The sequence below is a fragment of the Lysobacter sp. DMC97 genome (assembly GCF_056313745.1).
In genome coordinates this window covers 1-18,659 of sequence record NZ_JBQUZR010000002.1, presented here as the reverse complement: position 1 = coordinate 18,659, position 18,659 = coordinate 1, and the positions used below count along the sequence as shown (strand labels likewise).

Annotated in this window: 17 protein-coding genes; 7 read left to right on the top strand and 10 right to left on the bottom strand. The window is 68.2% G+C overall.

All coding sequences use genetic code 11. The features are described 5' to 3' along the window. Positions 1 to 10: 10 nt before the first annotated feature. Positions 11 to 538 carry a hypothetical protein gene (locus tag ACT53Q_RS03070; protein ID WP_476185190.1) on the top strand — a complete coding sequence of 176 codons (528 nt, stop codon included), beginning with the start codon at positions 11 to 13 and terminating at the stop codon, positions 536 to 538. 132 nt (positions 539 to 670) lie between these two features. Then, complete coding sequence (locus ACT53Q_RS03065; RefSeq protein ID WP_476185189.1) at positions 671 to 1,378, top strand: UPF0149 family protein; 708 nt, start codon at positions 671 to 673, stop codon at positions 1,376 to 1,378. Positions 1,379 to 1,541: 163 nt separating this feature from the next. Here ACT53Q_RS03065 and ACT53Q_RS03060 read toward each other — a convergent pair whose 3' ends face one another. Both ACT53Q_RS03060 and ACT53Q_RS03055 read right to left on the bottom strand, forming a co-directional pair. Beyond that, positions 1,542 to 2,684 carry a PIN domain-containing protein gene (locus ACT53Q_RS03060; protein ID WP_476185188.1) on the bottom strand — a complete coding sequence of 381 codons (1,143 nt, stop codon included), beginning with the start codon at positions 2,682 to 2,684 and terminating at the stop codon, positions 1,542 to 1,544. A 108-nt stretch (positions 2,685 to 2,792) separates the two neighbouring features. Further along, entirely contained in the window at positions 2,793 to 3,986 is a 1,194-nt protein-coding gene (locus ACT53Q_RS03055) for an NAD-dependent epimerase/dehydratase family protein (RefSeq protein ID WP_476185187.1), read from the bottom strand. 189 nt (positions 3,987 to 4,175) lie between these two features. Between ACT53Q_RS03055 and icd the strand changes: the two genes are divergently transcribed. Beyond that, positions 4,176 to 5,504 (top strand): isocitrate dehydrogenase (NADP(+)), encoded by a 1,329-nt coding sequence (gene icd / locus ACT53Q_RS03050; protein ID WP_476185186.1) that lies wholly within the window; start codon positions 4,176 to 4,178, stop codon positions 5,502 to 5,504. Positions 5,505 to 5,740: 236 nt separating this feature from the next. Continuing rightward, positions 5,741 to 6,808, top strand: coding sequence for a DUF5694 domain-containing protein (locus ACT53Q_RS03045; RefSeq protein WP_476185185.1), 1,068 nt, complete (start codon positions 5,741 to 5,743; stop codon positions 6,806 to 6,808). A gap of 89 nt (positions 6,809 to 6,897) precedes the next feature. Here the strand turns inward: ACT53Q_RS03045 and ACT53Q_RS03040 are convergent, their stop codons facing one another. From ACT53Q_RS03040 to ACT53Q_RS03025, 4 genes are read right to left on the bottom strand one after another with little or no spacing between them, the layout of a single operon-like run. Continuing rightward, complete coding sequence (locus tag ACT53Q_RS03040) at positions 6,898 to 7,146, bottom strand: hypothetical protein (protein WP_476185184.1); 249 nt, start codon at positions 7,144 to 7,146, stop codon at positions 6,898 to 6,900. Beyond that, positions 7,146 to 8,507, bottom strand: coding sequence for a hypothetical protein (locus ACT53Q_RS03035; RefSeq protein WP_476185183.1), 1,362 nt, complete (start codon positions 8,505 to 8,507; stop codon positions 7,146 to 7,148). The genes ACT53Q_RS03040 and ACT53Q_RS03035 overlap by 1 nt, the downstream gene beginning before the upstream one ends. Beyond that, positions 8,504 to 9,400 (bottom strand): ABC transporter ATP-binding protein, encoded by an 897-nt coding sequence (locus ACT53Q_RS03030; protein ID WP_476185182.1) that lies wholly within the window; start codon positions 9,398 to 9,400, stop codon positions 8,504 to 8,506. Before ACT53Q_RS03030 ends, ACT53Q_RS03035 begins: the two co-directional genes overlap by 4 nt. After that, positions 9,397 to 9,786 (bottom strand): GntR family transcriptional regulator, encoded by a 390-nt coding sequence (locus ACT53Q_RS03025; protein ID WP_476185181.1) that lies wholly within the window; start codon positions 9,784 to 9,786, stop codon positions 9,397 to 9,399. The genes ACT53Q_RS03030 and ACT53Q_RS03025 overlap by 4 nt, the downstream gene beginning before the upstream one ends. A gap of 220 nt (positions 9,787 to 10,006) precedes the next feature. Here ACT53Q_RS03025 and ACT53Q_RS03020 point away from each other — a divergent pair, with 220 nt between their 5' ends. Continuing rightward, the gene (locus ACT53Q_RS03020) at positions 10,007 to 11,818 is read left to right on the top strand and encodes an SLC13 family permease (RefSeq protein WP_476185180.1); all 1,812 of its coding nucleotides are present in this window, start codon (positions 10,007 to 10,009) and stop codon (positions 11,816 to 11,818) included. 112 nt (positions 11,819 to 11,930) lie between these two features. Here ACT53Q_RS03020 and ACT53Q_RS03015 read toward each other — a convergent pair whose 3' ends face one another. The 4 genes from ACT53Q_RS03015 to ACT53Q_RS03000 all read right to left on the bottom strand — a co-directional run bounded on the left by ACT53Q_RS03015 (position 11,931) and on the right by ACT53Q_RS03000 (position 16,599). Next, positions 11,931 to 13,124 (bottom strand): ABC transporter permease subunit, encoded by a 1,194-nt coding sequence (locus tag ACT53Q_RS03015; protein WP_476185179.1) that lies wholly within the window; start codon positions 13,122 to 13,124, stop codon positions 11,931 to 11,933. Further along, a complete protein-coding gene (locus ACT53Q_RS03010) occupies positions 13,121 to 13,867 on the bottom strand; it encodes an ABC transporter ATP-binding protein (protein ID WP_476171596.1) in 747 nt (248 codons plus the stop codon). Before ACT53Q_RS03010 ends, ACT53Q_RS03015 begins: the two co-directional genes overlap by 4 nt. Before the next feature lie 187 nt (positions 13,868 to 14,054). Continuing rightward, positions 14,055 to 15,566, bottom strand: coding sequence for an alpha/beta hydrolase (locus ACT53Q_RS03005; RefSeq protein ID WP_476185178.1), 1,512 nt, complete (start codon positions 15,564 to 15,566; stop codon positions 14,055 to 14,057). A 235-nt stretch (positions 15,567 to 15,801) separates the two neighbouring features. Next, positions 15,802 to 16,599 (bottom strand): FAD-binding oxidoreductase, encoded by a 798-nt coding sequence (locus ACT53Q_RS03000; protein ID WP_476185774.1) that lies wholly within the window; start codon positions 16,597 to 16,599, stop codon positions 15,802 to 15,804. 95 nt (positions 16,600 to 16,694) lie between these two features. On the opposite strand from ACT53Q_RS03000, the gene ACT53Q_RS02995 reads away from it, so the two are divergent. After that, a complete protein-coding gene (locus ACT53Q_RS02995; RefSeq protein WP_476185177.1) occupies positions 16,695 to 17,657 on the top strand; it encodes an ABC transporter ATP-binding protein in 963 nt (320 codons plus the stop codon). Then, positions 17,654 to 18,436 (top strand): ABC transporter permease, encoded by a 783-nt coding sequence (locus ACT53Q_RS02990; RefSeq protein WP_476185176.1) that lies wholly within the window; start codon positions 17,654 to 17,656, stop codon positions 18,434 to 18,436. Before ACT53Q_RS02995 ends, ACT53Q_RS02990 begins: the two co-directional genes overlap by 4 nt. The last annotated feature ends 223 nt before the right edge of the window (positions 18,437 to 18,659 follow it).

The following is an 18,659-nucleotide window of genomic DNA, read 5'->3' as shown; positions in this document are numbered from 1 at the left end:
GGACCCCGCCATGACCCGCCACACCCCGTCGTTCCGCAAGGCCCTGTTCGTCGCCGCGATCGCCAGCGTCGCCATCGTCGGCTGCAAGAAGAAGGAAGAAGCGCCGGCCCCGGCGCCCGAACCCGTCGCCGCCGCGCCTGCACCGGCCCCCGCGCCGCCGCCGGCCCCCGCCGCCACCGCGTCGGTGGTGTCGGTCGACCTCGGCACCGCCGTCGGTCCCGACCTCAAGCTCACCGCCGCCGGCACCAGCTTCAAGCCGAAGGACACCATCTATGCCGTCATCGGCACCACCACCAGCGACCCGGCCGCCTCGGTCCCGGGCAAGCTGGGCGTGAAGTGGAGCTTCGACTACGTCAACAACGGCAAGCCCGAGCCGATGACCGTGAACGAGGAAAGCAAGGACATCAGCTTCACCGGCACCGGCGCCAACGAGTTCCACATCAGCAAGCCGGACGGCTTCCCGCCGGGCAAGTACAAGCTCGAAGTCTCGCTCGACGGCACCGTCGTGCAGACCAAGGAATTCGACGTCGCCAAGTAACGCCGACGGCATCGCGATCCACGCGCAGGGCGCGGCTCCGGCCGCGCCCTGTTTCGTTTCCGGCATGCGGGTCCGGGCAGGCCGGCGCGCGGTCGATTACCCTATCCCGCCCCGAAAAGCGCAGGCGCCGCCATGTCCACGCCCGATTTCCTCGACGACGCCCGCCTGGAGCGCCTGTCCGAACTGCTCGACACCCGCGCCGTGCCGTTCAAGGGCTTCAACCTCGAAGCGCTGGACGGTTTCCTGTCCGCGCTCGCCGTCGGCCCCGAGGACGTGCCCGCGGAGGAATGGCAGCCCGTCGTGTGGGGCGGCAAGCCGCCGCGCTGGGACGGCGAGGCCGAAGCGGCCGACGTCGCCGGCCTGCTCGCGTCGCACCAGGCGATGGTGGTGCAGCGCGTGCGCCACGGCAGCGAAGACCTGCCCGACGCCTTCGCGCCGCTGCTGTGGCTGCCCGAGGATCCGTCCGAACACGAGGACGACGAACTCGACGTCGGCCGCGACTGGGCCTACGGCTTCTTCCGCGGCGTCGAACTGCGCGAGGCCGCGTGGGAAGCGTGGCTGGACGAACACGACTGGATCGACGAGATCTTCGGCATGCTCGATCGCCTCGCCAGCGGCGAAGTGCTTGGCGAAGACCCGACCGCGGAACCTACGCCGCTGGAATACCGCGAGCGCCTCGGCATCGTGATGGAACTGCCCGATATGCTCGCCGACCTGCACCACCACCGCATCGACGCCCTCACCCCGCGCACCCCGATCCGCCGCGACGCCAAGCCCGAACGCAACGATCCGTGCCCCTGCGGCAGCGGGAAGAAGTACAAGAAGTGTTGCGGGGTGTGAGGGTGTTCGAGCGGTCGCCCGCGACGAACCGCATTGCGCAGGGCGCATGACGCTTCGCTTGTGCATGAATTCCCATGCGTCTTGCGGCCCTTTGTAGGCTGGGTGCTTTGCACCCAGCTTCAACGCCATGACGATGCTGGGTCAATGACCCAGCCTACGGCCCTCAGCGCATATCAAACACGATTTCGCGAAAGCCAAGGGAGTAGGTTGCTGGCGCGATATCGACATCAATGTTCCATCGCCCCGCATCTACATCGAGACGAACATTTGTCAAGCGGATAAAGAAATTGACGTCGATACCGTCGCCCAGGGTTTTCTGCTCTGAGGCCAACGCGATCTCTTCTCGATCAATGCTGTCCCACACGTAGAGATAAATAAATCCATTTAGTTCCACTTCAACATGAGCAGACACTGAAACAATCCAGGCAAACTCGCTGTCGTCATCGTCTTCCCATATCTCAATCCTCTTCTCAAGAGAAATACTAGCTACACTTGTTTCAGTTATCTCCATTTCCATTCGATTGCCGATATCCGGGATAAATTCTGATGTATCCCAGTACGCCTCTTCGGTCACGTGCTTTTGAATCGCGTCTGCAATTGCATGTCTGATGGCTGATTCTGGGTCATCCAAGTAGCCCTTGACCTTCTCGACAACCTCGTTAGCTGTTTGACCAGTAGCGACAAATAATGTGGTCAGAGCTTCAATCGACTTCATATAAAAAAGGCAGCCCGATGTGTTTGCATATTGCTCCCATCCGCTATCTCCGGAGACCACAATTCCCATTGTGTGATTAACTTCGGCGTAGCGCTTCAACAACTGAAGAGTAGCGGCATCTGGGAATTCGCACTTTTTCTTGGCCTCAAAAGGCGGGTTCTGGTCAAAGTAGTCAGAAAACAATTCATGCCCATCCAGATCACCTAGGTCTAGAATTTTGCCATTGCAGCGTTTAATGAATTCGTCCATCTCTTCGGCAAACTGCTTTCGCGCGGTGGCTTTTGCATCGAGGGCAGCAATAGCCTCAGCCAAGGGCTGAACGTCTAGGCCGGAGGCTCGCTTGATGGCGACGATCGCACTGTCCATCTTCAACATCGACTCCTCTACGCCTTCCATCCGATGCGACATAACCTCTTGTTCGATAATGGGAGAGAGGACGAGTTGTAGGCCGTCTGGGAGCTGATGCGGCAGTTGATGTAGTTCTCCTTTGCTAAATTGAAAGCCAGCTCGCTGGATGACCTCCGTGTCAATGCATAGAAAGGTAACTCGTTTGCTCCAGATGTCGTCGGGTGTGAGCGTATCGGCAGGCATAGAAAACCTTCTTGGCTATGAGACTTAGATATTCATATTTTTGGTTAAAAGTGCCATTCCGCGATTACAACATCCCGTAGCCATCGGCGTGGCTAAGATTTCGCACTGCTACGTGCCCCTCGCCCTCCACGCCCCCAACACCTCCGCCTCTCGCTCCGCCGTCAGCCCCGCCTTCAGCGGCGCATTGCGGCGTGCCTCCGGCTGCGCGTCGAACCACGCCAGCGTCGCGGCGGTGGTGTCGGCGAGGCTGCGGAAGGTCAGGCCCGCGGCGATCGCGCGGGCGTTGCTGCGGCGATGGAAGCCGGCGGTCTCGCCGCCGCCGGGCAGCCACACCGGCAGGTCGGTCCAGCCCGAGACGTTCTGCGCTTCGAGGAAGTCCGCGGGCACGAAGGTGAATCGTGCGCCGGCGCGCGTCGAGGCGCGGATGCCGTACAGCAGCGCCGCGGTGTCGAGCGGATAGTCGGGGCCGAAGGCGTTGAACGTGCCGTGCGTGCGCGTTTCCGCGAGCCGCACCATCCATTCGCCGAGATCGCGGGCGTCGGCGAACGTCACCGGGTCGCGGCCGTCGCCGGGGCACAGCACCTCGCCGCCGCGGCGCAGGCGCAGTGGCCAGTAGGTGAAGCGATCGGTCTCGTCGCCGTGGCCGACGATCAGCCCGGGCCGCAGGATCGTGGTGCGGTCGCCGAAGTGCTTGCGCGTTTCCGCTTCGGTGGCCGCCTTCAGGCCGGGATACTTGCTGAGGTCGGCGCGCAGGCCGGGCGCGGTTTCCTGCAGCGGATCGCCGTCGAACGTCGCCAGCGGCGCGGTCTCGTCCTGGCCTGGCGTGGCGTTGTCGGCGTAGGCCGAGACGCTGGACACCATCGTGTAGCCGCCGACGTGGCCCTTCAGCACCGCGGCCACGTCGCGGATCCACGCCGGCACGCTGCTCGGGTTGTCGATGCAGGCGTCCCAGCGCCGGCCCTTCGCGACTTCGGCCTTCAGCGACGCGTAGTCGTTGGTGTCGCGATCGCCCAGCAACTGTTCGACCTGCCCCGGCCATTCCGGCTGCTTGCGGCCGCGGTTGAAGATCGTCACGCGATGCCCGCGCGCCAGTGCGTAGCGCACCTGGTGCGGCCCGATCAGGCCGGTGCCGCCGAGGATCAGCAGATCGAGTGGCTTGTCCGCGCGCGCGACCGCCGTCGTGTCGTTCGTCGCCACGGCGCTGGATGCCGCGGCGTTCGATGGCGTGGACCACGAGGGGCCGGCGACCGCGGCGGCCCCGAGCGCGCCGAGGCGGAGGACGTCGCGACGATGGATCGGCATGGGCGAAGCTCCGGGGTCGGCAGGGACGAGGCTTCGATCCTGCGCCGCGGGCACGGCGTGCTCCCGTGCCGGAAGTCAGCCGCCGGCACCACCGCATGTCTCGCCGATCGTCGGGCTTCCCCCACTTCCCCCGACCCGCGACAATGGGCGTCTGGCCGGCGCGCCGTCGGCCACCAAGGAGACCGTTACATGGCCGATTTCACCCCCGTGGTGCCCGAAGGGGGCGCCCGGATCACCAAATCCGCGGTCGGGCTGAATGTCCCGGACCGCCCGATCATCCCCTTCATCGAAGGCGACGGCACCGGCCCGGACATCTGGCGCGCCAGCGTCCGCGTGCTCGACGCCGCCGTGGCCAAGGCCTACGGTGGCCAGCGCCAGCTGATGTGGATGGAAGTCCTCGCCGGCGAGAAGGCGTTCAACGCCACCGGCAGCTGGCTGCCCGACGCCACCGTCGACGCCTGCCGCGACTACCTGGTCAGCATCAAGGGCCCGCTGACCACGCCGGTCGGCGGCGGCATCCGCTCGCTCAACGTCGCGCTGCGCCAGATGCTGGACCTGTTCGTCTGCCTGCGCCCGGTGCGCTGGTTCGAGGGCGTGCCCTCGCCGGTGAAGAAGCCCGGCGACGTCGACATGGTGATCTTCCGCGAGAACACGGAGGACATCTACGCCGGCATCGAGTTCGAGCCGGGCACCGCCGACGCGCAGAAGGTGCTGGATTTCCTGCAGAAGGAATTCCCGAAGGGCTTCGACAAGATCCGTTTCGGCACCAAGGCCAGGACCGACGACTGGAACAAGGCGCTGGAAGGCATCGGCGCGCCGGCGCGCGACCTGCCGGTGCAGGTCGGCATCGGCATCAAGCCGGTGTCCTACCTCGGCACCGAGCGTCTCGTCCACAGCGCGATTGCCTATGCGATCGAGAACAAGCGCAAGTCGGTGACGCTGGTCCACAAGGGCAACATCATGAAGTACACCGAAGGCGCGTTCCGCGACTTCGGCTACAAGGTGGCCCGCGACTTCTTCGGTGCGGTCGAACTCGACGGTGGTCCGTGGCACGTGATTCCGGAAGGCCGTCCGGGCGCGGGTCTCGTGATCAAGGACGCCATCGCCGACGCCTTCCTGCAGCAGATCCTGCTGCGCCCGAAGGAATACGACGTGTGCGCCACGCTGAACCTCAACGGCGACTACCTGTCCGACGCGCTGGCCGCGCAGGTCGGCGGCATCGGCATCGCTCCGGGCGCCAACATCAACACCGTGACCGGTCACGGCGTGTTCGAGGCGACCCACGGCACCGCGCCGAAGTACGCCGACCTCGACAAGGTGAACCCGGGTTCGGTGATCCTGTCGGGCGAGATGATGCTGCGCTACATGGGCTGGACCGAAGCTGCCGATGCGATCATCCACGCGATGGACGGCGCGATCGCCAGCAAGCGCGTCACCTACGACTTCGCCCGCCTGATGGACGGCGCGACCGAGGTGAAGTGCAGCGAGTTCGCGGACGAGATCATCAAGCACCTCTGATCGCGTTCGTCATCGCGGCAACGAAAAGCCCGGGGAAACCCGGGCTTTTTCGTGGGTCGCCTTGCGCGGAGGCGACCCGGGAATCGAAGCGCGCCGCGGCGACGGTGTGGCCGAGTGGCCTCCGGCCCCATGACTTGCGCGACTGTCCGCCGTCCCCCGGCGCCGGCATCCTGTGCCAGCGCGAGGTCCCGATGCATCGGGACACTCGCGCCTTCCTTCCTCGCCAGGTGTCTCGCATGTCCACGTCACGCGCGCTGCGGTCGCTGTCCGTCCTCGCCCTGTCCTTCGTCGCCCTCAACGTGTCCGCGCAGGCGGTCGATCTCGCGGAATTCGAGCACGACCTCCCCGGGCCGCGCACGCAGGTGCTGGTGCTGGGCTCGACCCACCTCTCCGGCATGCCCGACGGCTTCCGCGCCGAGCAACTGGAACCGGTGCTCGAACGGCTGGCGCGCTACAAGCCGGAAATCATCACCATCGAAGCGCTGCCCGGCGAAGCCTGCGACACGTTGCAGCGCTACCAAGCGACGTATCCGGATGTGGCGAAGGACTACTGCCGGGACACCGATGCGGCCCGCAGCGCGACGGGGCTGGACGTGCCTGCGGCCCAGGCCGAAGTGGAGAAGACGCTGGCCGCATGGCCGGCCTCGCCCACGCCCGCGCAGCGCCGGCATCTGGCCGCGCTGTTCGCCGCCGCCAACGACCGGGCATCGATGGTGGTGCAGTGGTTGCAACTGCCCGAGGCCGAGCGCCGACCGGGCGATGGGCTGGACGACGCGCTGGTCGCGCTGGCCGGGAAGACCGCGCAATCGAAGAACGAGAACGTCATGATCGCGGCCGTGCTGGCGGCACGCCTCGGCCTGCAGCGCGTGTATCCGGTCGACGATCATTCCGCCGACGCCATCCAGGCCAAGGCCGGTCCGGCGCTCGGCGAGACGATGCAGACGATCTGGTCCGCGTCGGCCGGCGCGCCGGTCCTGGTCCGGGCCAAGGCGCTGGAGGACGCCGGCGACATGCTGGCGCTCTACCGGTTCTACAACGGAGCGGAAGCGCAGCATGCGTTCATCGCATCCGATTTCGGCGCAGCGCTCCACAGCCGCGACCCGCAGCGCTACGGCCGCCAGTACGTGGCCTGGTGGGAAACCCGCAACCTGCGCATGGTCGCCAACATCCGCGAGGCGATCGGCAACCGGCCCGGCGCGCGCGTGCTGTCGATCGTCGGCGCCTCGCACAAGGCGTATTTCGATGCCTACCTCGGCCTGATGCACGACATCGACGTGGTCGATGTCGCACCGTGGTTGCGCTGACGCGGCGTCGTCATCGCGATGTGTCCTGCGACGCCCGGCCCATGGCCGGACGTCGTGCGTTCGGGCGCGACGCGCGCGCGCACCCGCGCTCAGCCGACGAAGAACGGCCGCGGCCTGCGGAGCAAGCGCGATGCCGCCCACACGCAGGCGGCGAGCGCAAGGCCGGTGCCCGCGACCGACGCGACGACACCCACTTCCCCGGCCGCATGCAGCGGCCACAGGACAGCGCTGCATCCGAGGATGCCGGCCGCTACGATCTGCGGCGGCCAATCGGCGAGGCGCGGGTCCGCGAGCACCGCGCAGACGTACGCGAGCAGCCCCGAGGTCCCCGCGATCATCATGATCGCCGCCGGGACGAACAGCGCCGGGCCGCCCCCCAGTCGGACGAGCAGCAGGAACAGCCCGAGGGCGGCGGACAGCAGGCCTGCGTCCAGCAGGATCGGCTTCGCCAGCGCCGGCAACAGCAGGGACTGCATGCGGGCGTTGCCGCCCAGGCCGGCAGCAGGCCGAGTTCGGCGCTCTCCGATCCCGAGGCGATGTCCTGCGCGCGTTCCAGATACATCACCATGCGCTCGATCAGCAGGACGGCGATCGGCAACACGAGTGCGATCATGATGGCGATCGTCGCCGATCCCTTATTCCATTTGCCCCAGTAGAAAACCGGCAGCAGCAGTAGCAGCTTCCTCACCAGGCCTTCCCGCGCGAACCGGAAGCCGTCGCTCTCCGCGAAGGGAGGCCCCAGGCACGCGCGCAGCGCGGGCAAGCGTTGAGTCTCCCGCACCGGCGCGTAACCGCCGGACAGCAGGGAATGCCGGCGCTGTCGCGGCAGCCACCCGCTGTCGTCCTCCGCGCCCAGCAAGGCCCCGCTTTCCCCGGGGATCCGCCTGCGTCGGTACACCACGTCTTCCAGCACGGAGAGGAATGCCCGTTCCTCCTGCGCCCGCGGCACATGCAGCCCGCCGCTGGCCGCCACCGACACCCACAGGGCGATGCAGGCCGGGGCGAGGAAATAATGGAAGACGAACATGAAGCGGCCGAACGATGCCTCCTGCAGGGAGACGAAGGCCGCCAGCGGAAGCAGCAGGATGATGACGCTCGTGACGAGGCCCGCGCGCGGCCGGGCATTCGAGACGATCGCCTCATGACCCGTCCATGCCGCCATCAGCGTCGACAGGAGCAGCAGGACGCGGGGGTACTGCGACCTGAGCGGGAGGTCGTGCCAGTCTTGTCCCGCGATGTGGACGAGCGTCGGAATGGTCAGCACGAACAGCACGAAGAGCTGGTGTTCGAGCGGGATCGCCCACAGCAGGACGACGCTCATCGCCAGCGCGCAGTAGAGGACCCCGGCCACCACCGGTACGCCACCGGCGGCATCCGCGATGCCCCAGGTCGCGGCGAAACCGCCGATGCCCAGCAGCGCCAAGGCCAGCGCGCCCTGGGTGCGGATGGACGGCAGTCCTTCGCGGTAGGCGCCCGACATCAGCAGCACCAGCTTCGGCCAGCACGCAAACAGCGGCAGCAGGCCGAGGATCGCCGCGCGGATCGTCCACGGCATCGGCAGCAGCGGGATGGCCGCGACCACGAGCACGAAGGCGAGGCCCACCGCGCTCCGGGGCAGGCTCGCCCACAGCAGTGCCGGCAGCCTTGGCAGGAAGCGCCGGATGCGCGGCCGTGCGTGCGTCGAGGTCACCGCGCTCATTGCGAGATCTCGACGAAGAGGTCTTCCAGCGACAGCCGGTCGCTGCGCACGCCGGGGGCATCGAGCAGCGCGGGCCGCGGCGCGCCCGGCTCTGGCAACAGGAACAGGCTCGCACTGCCGTCGTCGCGTGGGCGGTACGCGATCTTCCCGGGGATTGCGCGATCAAGGTTTGCGGCGATTTCCGCCGGCACATGCACGCGCAGGTGCCGTTCCTTCAGCGCGTCGAGTTCCGCGTGCAGCACGATGCGCCCCTCGTGCAGGAAGGCCACGTGCGACGCCACGCGCTCCAGGTCCGAGACGATGTGGGTGGAGAACAGCACCGTGCAGCCGGATTCGCTGCCGCGCTCGACGATGTCCCGCAGCAACTCGCGGCGTGCGACCGGATCGAGCGACGCGGCCGGTTCGTCGAGTACCAGCAGTTCCGGCCGCGAGGCCAGCGCGCGCGCGATCGCCACGTGCTGGCGTTCGCCGGGCGACAGCCGGCTCAACGGCACCCGCGTGGGCAGGCGGGCCCGCGCGAGGAAGTCGCGGACGTACTCGTCGTCCCACCCGGGATAGAAGCGCCCGACGAAATCCAGCATCTGCCGCGGCGTCATCCAGCCCATGGCCTCGGCTTCCTGCGGGACATAGCCGAGGCGCTGCCTGGCGGTGTCGCCGAGCCTCTCCGCCGGTTCGCCCCAGACCTGCGCGGTGCCGCTGTCCGGTTGGGTCAATCCCAGCAGGCAGCGGATCAGGGTGCTCTTGCCGGCGCCGTTGCGTCCGATCAGGCCGAGGACCTGGCCCGGCTCGACCGTCAGCGAGACGTTCGACAGGACGTCGCGCCCGTCGTAGGCCTTCTGCAGGTGCGTGGTGCGGATCGGGGGGGCCGCGGTATGTATCGCGACGTGGCTCATGCAGTGTCCTCCTCCATGGTGCGACGAAGCCGGTCCAGCACGGCGTCCGGCGAGAGTTCGAGTTCGCGCGCCTGCCGCGCGAGGGCGGTCAGTGCAGGCGCCAGCAGGGCCCAGCGGGCGTCGTCGTTGGCGGTCTGCGTGCGTGCCGCCACCGCCATGCCCTTGCCGCGCAGGCGCTCCAGCACGCCTTCGGCTTCGAGCTGGCTGTAGGCCTTGGACACGGTCATCGGGTTGATCGCGTAGGTCGCCGCCACGTCGCGGACCGAGGGCAGCACGGTGCCGGCCGCCAACTGCCCGCCGGCGACGAGGCGCCGGATCTGGTCGCCGATCTGGCGGTAGATCGGCTCGGGCGACTGGGGCTGGATGTGGAGGATGACCGTGTCCATGTGTATTACTACAACAATACACGTGGGCCGCGTCAAGCATGAGGAATGGCAGGGGTCCCGGCTTCGACCTGCTCGGCCACGTCGGCCGCGCCCGCCACGTCGTGCGGGATGCGGGCACGAGGCCGCGGCCTGCATGCGGGCAAGGGGCGGCCTCCGCGGCGCATGAAAAAGTGCACGGCACGCTCTAAGGTGGAAGCCCCCGGATGGCCCGAAGGCGTCGATGGAAGCGCAGCAAGTCTTGTTCCTGGTGATCCTGTTCGCCTCGCTGGTGTTGTTCGTCAGCGAGAAGCTGCGCGTGGACGTCGTGGCGATGCTGACCCTGCTGGCGCTGACGCTGACCGGCATCCTCGACCCGAAGCAGGCGCTGTCCGGCTTCTCCAGCGAACCGGCGATCATCGTCGCGACGGTGTTCGTGCTGTCGGCGGGCCTGTCGGCGACCGGCATCACCGATCGCATCGGCGCCGGCATCGCGCGCGCGGCCGGCAGCAGCGAATGGCGCACCATCGCGGTCGTCATGCCGGCCACCGCGGCGCTCGCGGCGTTCACGCACCACGTGATGGTGACGGCGATGATGCTGCCGATCCTCATGCGGCTGGCGCGCGAGCAGAAGATCGCCACCTCGCGGGTGCTGATGCCGATGTCGCTGGCGGCCTCGCTGGGTACCACGCTGACGCTGATCAGCGCGCCCGCCTTCCTGCTGGCCAACGACCTGCTCAAGCGCGACGGCCAGCCGGCGCTGGACATCTTCGCGATCACGCCGATCGGCGCGTCGCTGGTGCTGCTGGGCACCGCCTACATGCTGCTGACGCGCTGGCTGGTGCCCAGGCGCAGCGGCGAGTCGGGCCAGCCGGACTACTTCCGGCTGGAGCACTACTACACCGAGCTGGTGGTGGAAGCCGGCTCGCCGTGGATCGGCAAGCCGCGCGCCGCGTTCGAGAAGGCCTTCGGCGATCGCCTGCAGGTGCTGGATCGCATGCGCCCCGAGTTCCCGCGCCACCATGCGCTCGGCGATGCGCCGCTCGACGCCGGCGACGTGCTGCTGGTGCGGGCCTCGCCGGACGAGATCGCGTCGATCGGGCACGAGCCGGGGCTGGCGCTGCATGCCGTGGCGAAATACGGCGAGCGCTCCGACCAGGAGCCGGGCGCGAAGCCCGTGAGCGACGAGCAACTGGTGCAGGCGATCGTGGCGCCGCGTTCCGAATTCATCGGCCGCAGCGTGGCCGGCATCGATTTCATGCGCAACCTCGGCGTGGCGGTGGTCGGCCTGTGGCGCAAGGAGGGCTGGCTGCACGGCGAACTGTCGGAGACGCCGCTGCAGGAAGGCGACCTGCTGGTGCTGTGGGGCCGGCCGCAGACGCTCGAAGCGCTGGCCACACACCACGGCTTCCTGATGCTGATGCCCTTCGACGGACAGCAGAAGAGCCGCCGCCGCGCCCCGCTGGCGCTGCTGATCATGGCCGGGGTGATCATCGCCTCCGCCACCGAACTGCTGCAGCCGCAGATCGCCTTCCTCGCGGGTGCGGTGGCGATGGTGCTCACCCGCTGCGTCGGCGTGGAGCAGGCGTACCACGAGATCGACGTGCGCATCTACGTGATGATCGCCGGCGTGATCCCGCTGGGCATGGCGATGGAGCGCACCGGCACGGCGGCGCTGTTCGCCTCGCTGCTGCTGGACCACGCGGCGCAGTGGTCGCCGCTCATGCTGCTGCTGGTGATGTTCGCGGCGGCGGGGCTGCTCACGCAGATCCTGTCCGACGCCGCGACCACGGTGCTGCTCAGCCCGATCGCGGTGGCGCTGGCGCACGGGCTGGGGCTGTCGCCGACGCCGTTCGTCGTGTGCACGGCGATGGGCGCGGTGGCGTCGTTCCTCACCCCGATCGGCCACCACGGCAACCTGCTGATCCTCAATCCCGGCCGCTACACGTTCGGCGACTTCCTGCGGATCGGCATTCCGCTGACGCTGCTGATCGCCGTCGTCTGCGCGTGGCTGTCGCGCTGGCTCTGGCTCGACGGCCCGCTGCTGCCGGCGTGATGCCGGCACCGATGCATCGGCGCGATCAAGAAAAAGCCCGGCGGATACCGGGCTTTTTCGTGCGTTTGCTTTCGGTAGAGCGGCCTGAAGGCCGCTCTACCGAGCAGGTCGGTCAGGACGAGATCGCCAGCTTCTCCTGCCGGTAGCGCCAGATCGCGGCCAGCCACAGCGCACCGGCCAGGGCGAACGCGCAGACGAGGTAGATCGCCCATTGCTCCATCGACGCCGCCTCGCCGCGGGTCGCCTTCACCAGCATCTGGTTCTGCGACAGGAACGGCACCGCGTACTGCCACAGGTCCTGGTCCTTCAGCGGATACGCCATCAGCGCGTAGCCGGGCAGCATCGGCATGAACATCAGCCAGACCATGTGGCTCTGCGCTTCCTTCATGCTCTTCGCGCCGGCGGAGATGAAGGTCAGCAGCGCGGTGCCGATCAGCACCAGCGGCGCCAGCACCAGCAGCATCCGCCCGATCGCCGGGAATGACACGTCCAGCGCCGACGCCATCGCGGTATGCGCCATCGCCGCACTGAGCTTGAACGACAGCAACGTCAGCACGACGCTGCTGATGCCGATCAGCCCGGCCGCGGCCATCTTGCCGGTGACCAGCGTGCCGCGCGGCGCGGGCGTGGCCAGCAGTGGTTCCAGCGACTGGCGCTCGCGCTCGCCGGCGGTCACGTCCATCGTCAGGTTGGCGCCGCCCATGAAGGCAAACAGGGTGAGGATCAGCGGCAGGATCACCGACATCAGCCGGCCCTGCTTGGCTTCCGGCGTGGCCACGTCGCGCTGGGTGACGGCGACCGGCGTGCCCACCAGCGGACTCACGCCGCGCGCCACCAGCCGCAGCGCGCCGACCTGGCGGCCGTAGCCTTCCAGCGCGCTGCGCAGGCGCTGGATCGGCACGTCGGTGTTCGTGCGCGTGGTGTCGGCGACGATCTCCACCTTGGCCGGCTTGCCCGCGCGCCACTGCTCGGCGAAATCGGGCGAGATCACCAGCGCGACGTCCTCGCTCTGGTCGCGGATCGCGGCCACCAGGTCCTTCGGCGGCGTCTTCGGGTGGATATCGAGCGTGCCGAGGAATTCGATCAGGTTCGGCGCGTACTGCGCACCGACGACCGGGATCTGCAGCGGTTTCTCCAGCTGCGTGCTGACCCGCGATTCCATCAGCTTGCCCATGCCCAGCATCAGCAGCGGATACATCAGCGGGCCCAGCAGCAGCGCCATCAGGAACGTGCGCCGGTCGCGGACGAAGTCGCGCAGTTCCTTGCGGAACACGGCGAGGAAGGTGGCGAAGGACGAGGGTTTCATGCGTGCAGGCCCTCCTCCGAGCCGATCAGCTGGACGAAGGCGTCCTCGAGGTTGTCATGGCCGGCGCGCGCGCGCAGTTCGTCGGGCGTGCCATCGGCCTTCACTTCGCCGGCGGCGATCACCACGATGCGATCGCACAGCGCGGCGACCTCCTGCATGATGTGGCTGGAGAAGATCACGCAGCGTCCTTCGGCGCGCAGCTGGCGCAGGAATTCGCGCAGGCCGCGGGTGGTCATCACGTCGAGCCCGTTGGTCGGCTCGTCCAGGATCACGTTGCGCGGATCGTGGACCAGCGCGCGCGCGATCGCGGTCTTGGTGCGCTGGCCCTGCGAGAAGCCTTCGGTGCGGCGGTCGAGGAAATCCTCCATGCCCAGCGTCGCCGCCATCGCCGCGGTGCGTTCCGCGATCGTCTTCGCGTCCAGCCCGTGCAGCTCGCCGAAGTAGGCGATGTTCTCGCGCGCGGTCAGGCGCTTGTACACGCCGCGCGCGTCGGGCAGCACGCCCAGCCGGCGGCGCACCGCGGTGGCGTCCTTCGCCACGTCGATGCCGTCGACGGTCACGCCGCCCTGGTCGGGCGACATCAGCGTGTAGAGCATGCGCAGCGTGGTGGTCTTGCCCGCGCCGTTGGGCCCGAGCAGGCCGGTGATCTCGCCGTCGCGCGCCTCGAAACTCACGCCGCGCACGGCCTGGACCAGACCGGTCTTGGTCTTGAACGATTTGTGCAGGTTCTGGACCTGGATCATGACTGCCTCTGGATGCGGGACGGCATCGTCATTGCCGCGAAGGAAAGGGGGCGCGTCGGCATGGCATGCCTCGAACGCAGTGACTGGCAATGCCCCCCGAGTCGGGGGGCCGCGCCGCAAGGCGCGGGGGGGTTGGAGGGACGTCGGCGTATCCGAAGCGCCGAAGAGGCAATCGTCGCGACGTTCATCAAGGCTCCCAACCGTAATTGCCCGCGAACGGCGGCGACGGCTTCAGCCGCTTGAGGCAGCCGGCATCGAGCGACTTCGCGTCGGCCTTCTCCACGAACTGCGCGACCAGCTTCGGCATGCAGCCGGTGGCAATCACGTTGTGGCCCTGGCCCGGCGCCAGCAGGTGGCGACCGTTCGGCAGCGTCTTCACGACCTCGTCGCCGTAGCGCGGCGGCGTCACCGGGTCGTATTCGCCGCTCATCGCCAGCAGCGGCACATCGCCGGCCAGCGGCTTGCGGAAGTCGGCCGCGCGCTTGCCCTTCGGCCACACCGCGCACTGCGCCTGCTGAAAGGCCACGAACTCGTTGCCGATCACGGTGTCGGCGTCCTTCGGATCGGCCGCGATCTCCGGGTCCTCGGTGCAGATCACCGACAGCTCCATGCCATGCATCATCGCCTCGGACACCTCGCCGTAGACCATCCGCGACTGCGCCAGCAGGCTTTCGTAGCGGCCTTCCGACGCCTCGTGCACGATCCACGGCAGGATCGACGCCGCCTGCGGCTGGTAGGCGTACATCCGCAGCAGGACCGCCAGGTGGCCGTAGGTCGGCGCTTCCTCGCGCCAGTCGCCGCTGGTGGGATCGCGGTAGCGCACCGGCGCCAGCCCGCCCGCACGCAGGCGTTCGCGCAGCGTCTTCATCGTCGCGGCCGGGTCGCCCAGGTGGTCGCGGCAGGCCGGTTCGGCGCGGCAGCGCGCGAACTGCGTCGCCAGCGCGGCGTCGAGGTTGCGCGCGTGCTCCTGGCCCAGCACCAGCGAATTGGGCACCACCGAATCCAGCACCACCGTGCGCGTGTGCGCCGGGAAGTGCATCGCGTACTGCTGCGCGACGCGGGTGCCGTAGGAAATGCCGATGAGGTTGAGCTTGTCCGCGCCGACCGCCGCGCGCAGCGCGTCGAGGTCGCGGATGTGGTCCGCGGTGCCGTAGTAACGCAGGTCGGAGGTCTTCGAGAGCGTGTCACGGCAACGTTCGGCGAAGGCGCGGGCGCTGTCCGGCGAGTCGTCGTTCTCCTCGGTCACGGCGTTGCGGCCTTCGCTGTTGCGGCATTCCAGCGGATGCGACCCGCCGGTGCCGCGCGCGTCGACCAGCAGGATGTTGCGGCTGTTGCGCAGGTCCGACAGCGCGTCGTCGAGCATCGGATAGCTTTCGAGGATCGACTGCCCCGGGCCGCCGGCGATGATCACCACCGGGTCGGGCTGCGCCTGCTTCTTCGCCGGGATCATCGCCACCGCCAGCGTGATCTTGCGGCCCGCGGGCACGTCGTGGTTCTCGGGCACGTCGAACTTCGCGCACTCGGCCTCGACCGCGCGGCCGAATTCACCGCCCAGCGCGCAGGGCTTGAACACGACGCTGCCGTAGCGCAGGTCGCCGCGGGCGTCGGTGTGGGGTGCCGCTTTCGGCGCCGCCGCGTCGTGGCCGCCGCAGGCGGCGAGCGACAGGGCGAGCAGGGACGGCAACAGGAGTCTGGTCATGGGCGGATTCTCGGGCGGGGCCGGCCGGGACGGGCGCGGCGGAACAGCGTGGATGCCGACCAAGACGCGGCGGCGCGCCGAATGTGACCGGCCCGCGTGACGGGGGCAAGGGCCGGAGGTCGGGGCGTGGGTGATGGCCGCGGCAAGCGGGTGCCGGCCGCGACGCGGCGGCGTGCGGTCCGAGGGTGATGGCGGCGGAAGGCAGGCGCGGCCGGCGTGCGGCCGCGCGGCAGCGTCACTTGCTGCTGATGTATTTCTCGCGGCGGATGTGCGGCACCGGCAGGCCGTGGTGCTTCAGCGTCTCGAAACAGGCGTCGACCATGTTCGGATTGCCGCAGAGGTAGGCGATGTCGGTCTCGCCGTCCGGCACGAGCTCGGCCAGCTGGTCCTGCACGTAGCCCTTGCGCACGTCGGCGTGCGCGTGCGGCGAACCGGCTTCCGGCAACTCGCGCGAGAAGCACGGCACGAAGCGGAAGTTCGGGTGCGCGTCGGCGAAGGCGCGGAACTCGTCGCCGTACAGCAGTTCGGTCGGCGTACGCGCACCGAACAGCAGCACGACCTGGATGTCGTGCTTGGCGATACGCGCCGCGATCTGCGGCAGCATCGCCCGGTACGGGGTCACGCCGGTGCCGGTGGCGATGAGCACGTAGCGGCGGTTGGTGTCGTTGGGCAGCAGACAGAAACGACCGTACGGGCCGCTGGCGGTGATGTGCCCGCCGATCTCCAGCCCCTCGAACAACGCCGTCGCGGCGCCGCCGGGCACGTAGCTGACCGCGATCTCCACCGTGCTGTCGGGCGCCGGGGCGTGGTCGTGCTGGGTGGCCAGCGAATAGCTGCGCTTGGTCGCGGTGCCATCGGCGTAGGCGAAGTGCACCTGCAGGAACTGGCCCGGGACGTAGTCCAGCGACTGTCCATCGTCGCGGACGAAACTGAGGTGGGCCACGGTCGGCGCCAGCATGCGGCGGCCGACGAGCTTGAGCGGGAATTGGGCGGACACGAAGCGAAACCGTCCTTTGGAGAAGCGTGCTGGAATGGAGTGTTGTCCGGCCGCTCCGGGCCGGCGGCCTATACTACCCGTTCCGCCGCGCGCCACCTCCCGCACGATCGCCGCGGCCCCAGGAACCCGCCATGACCGCCGACCCCAACCCTTCCGGCGCGCCCACCGCGCCCGCTCTCGCCGTCCGCGACCTGCGCAAGACCTACGACAACGGCGTCGAGGCGTTGAAGGGCGTGTCGCTGGACGTGGCCCCCGGCGGCTTCCATGCCCTGCTCGGCCCCAACGGCGCCGGCAAGTCCACCCTGATCGGCATCGTCAGCTCGCTGGTCAACAAGACCTCGGGCGAGGTCCGGGTCTTCGGCCGGGACCTCGTCGCCGACCGCGATGCCGCGATGCGCCTGATCGGCCTGGTCCCGCAGGAGATCAACTTCAACATGTTCGAGAAGCCGTTCGACATCTGCGTGAATTACGCCGGCTTCTACGGCGTACCGCGCAAGGAGGCGATGGTCCAGGCCGAGCGCGTGCTGAAGGAGGCCCAGCTCTGGGACAAGGCCGACAAGATGAGCCGCACCCTGTCCGGCGGCATGAAGAGAAGGCTCATGATCGCCCGGGCGATGATGACCTCGCCGAAGCTGCTGATCCTCGACGAACCCACCGCCGGCGTCGACATCGAGATCCGCCGCGGCATGTGGAAGACGCTCAAGGAGATCAACGCGGCGGGGACGACCATCATCCTCACCACGCACTATCTGGAAGAGGCCGAAAGCCTCTGCCGGCACCTGGCGATCATCGACAAGGGCCGGATCGTCGAGCAGGGCCCGATGAAGGCGCTGCTGGCCAAGCTCGACGTCGAAGGCTTCGTGCTCGACATCGACGGCAGCCTGCCGGCGACGCTGCCGGCGATCCCCGGCGCCACCCTCGTCGCCGAGGACGAGCACACGCTGGATCTGGAGATGCCGCGGGCGATGGACCTCAACGGCGTGTTCGCCGCGCTGGACGCCGCCGGCATCCGGGTGCGCTCGATGCGCACCAAGACCAACCGCCTGGAGGAACTGTTCGTGCGCCTGACCGGCCACCAGGAGGTGGCGGCATGAGCCCGACCCTCGGCCGGCGCCACCGCACGGCGCTCTACACCATCGCCCGCCGCGAGGTCATGCGCATCCTGCGCATCTGGGGCCAGACCCTGGTGCCGCCGGCGATCACCATGACCCTGTACTTCCTGATCTTCGGCGGCCTGATCGGCTCGCGCGTCGGCACCATGGACGGCATCAAGTACATGGACTTCATCGTCCCCGGCCTGGTGATGATGAGCGTGATCCAGAACAGCTACGGCAATATCTCGTCGAGCTTCTTCGGCGCCAAGTTCGGCCGCCACGTCGAGGAACTGCTGGTCAGCCCGATGCCGTCGTGGGTGATCCTCGGCGGCTACGTCGCCGGCGCGGTGCTGCGCGGCCTGATGGTGGGCGTGATCGTGCTGTGCATCGCGATGTTCTTCACCCACGTGCGCGTGCCGCACCCGCTGGTGACCTTCACCACGGTGCTGCTGGGCGCGACCATCTTCTCGCTCGCCGGCTTCGTCAACGCGGTGTACGCGAAGAAGTTCGACGACATCGCGATCGTGCCGACGTTCATCCTCACGCCGCTGACGTATCTCGGCGGCGTGTTCTATTCGGTGAAGCTGCTGCCCGCCTGGGCCGAGGCCGCGACGCACCTCAACCCGATCTTCTACATGGTCAATGCGTTCCGCTACGGCCTGCTGGGCGTGTCCGACGTGCCGCTGTGGCTGGCGTACGCGCTGATGCTGGGTTTCGTCGTCGTGCTGGGCGGCGCGGGCCTGTGGTTGCTCAAGCGCGGCGTGGGCCTGCGCAGCTGAAAAAAGCCCGGGAAATCGGGCTTCCGGTGCGTATCGGAAGCACGCGGGTGAACGACGACGAAAAGTTTTTTGCACGCAACTGTTGCACAACGACCGGAGCCCCCCTATAGTGTGCGGCTCCCGAGGGCACTTCGTTGTCACCGGGCCGAAACAAAAAAGATGAGGCGCTGAGGCCGATTCTTGAGTTCTTTGACAGTGTGCGCAGGTGACTTGTGCGGGCGTC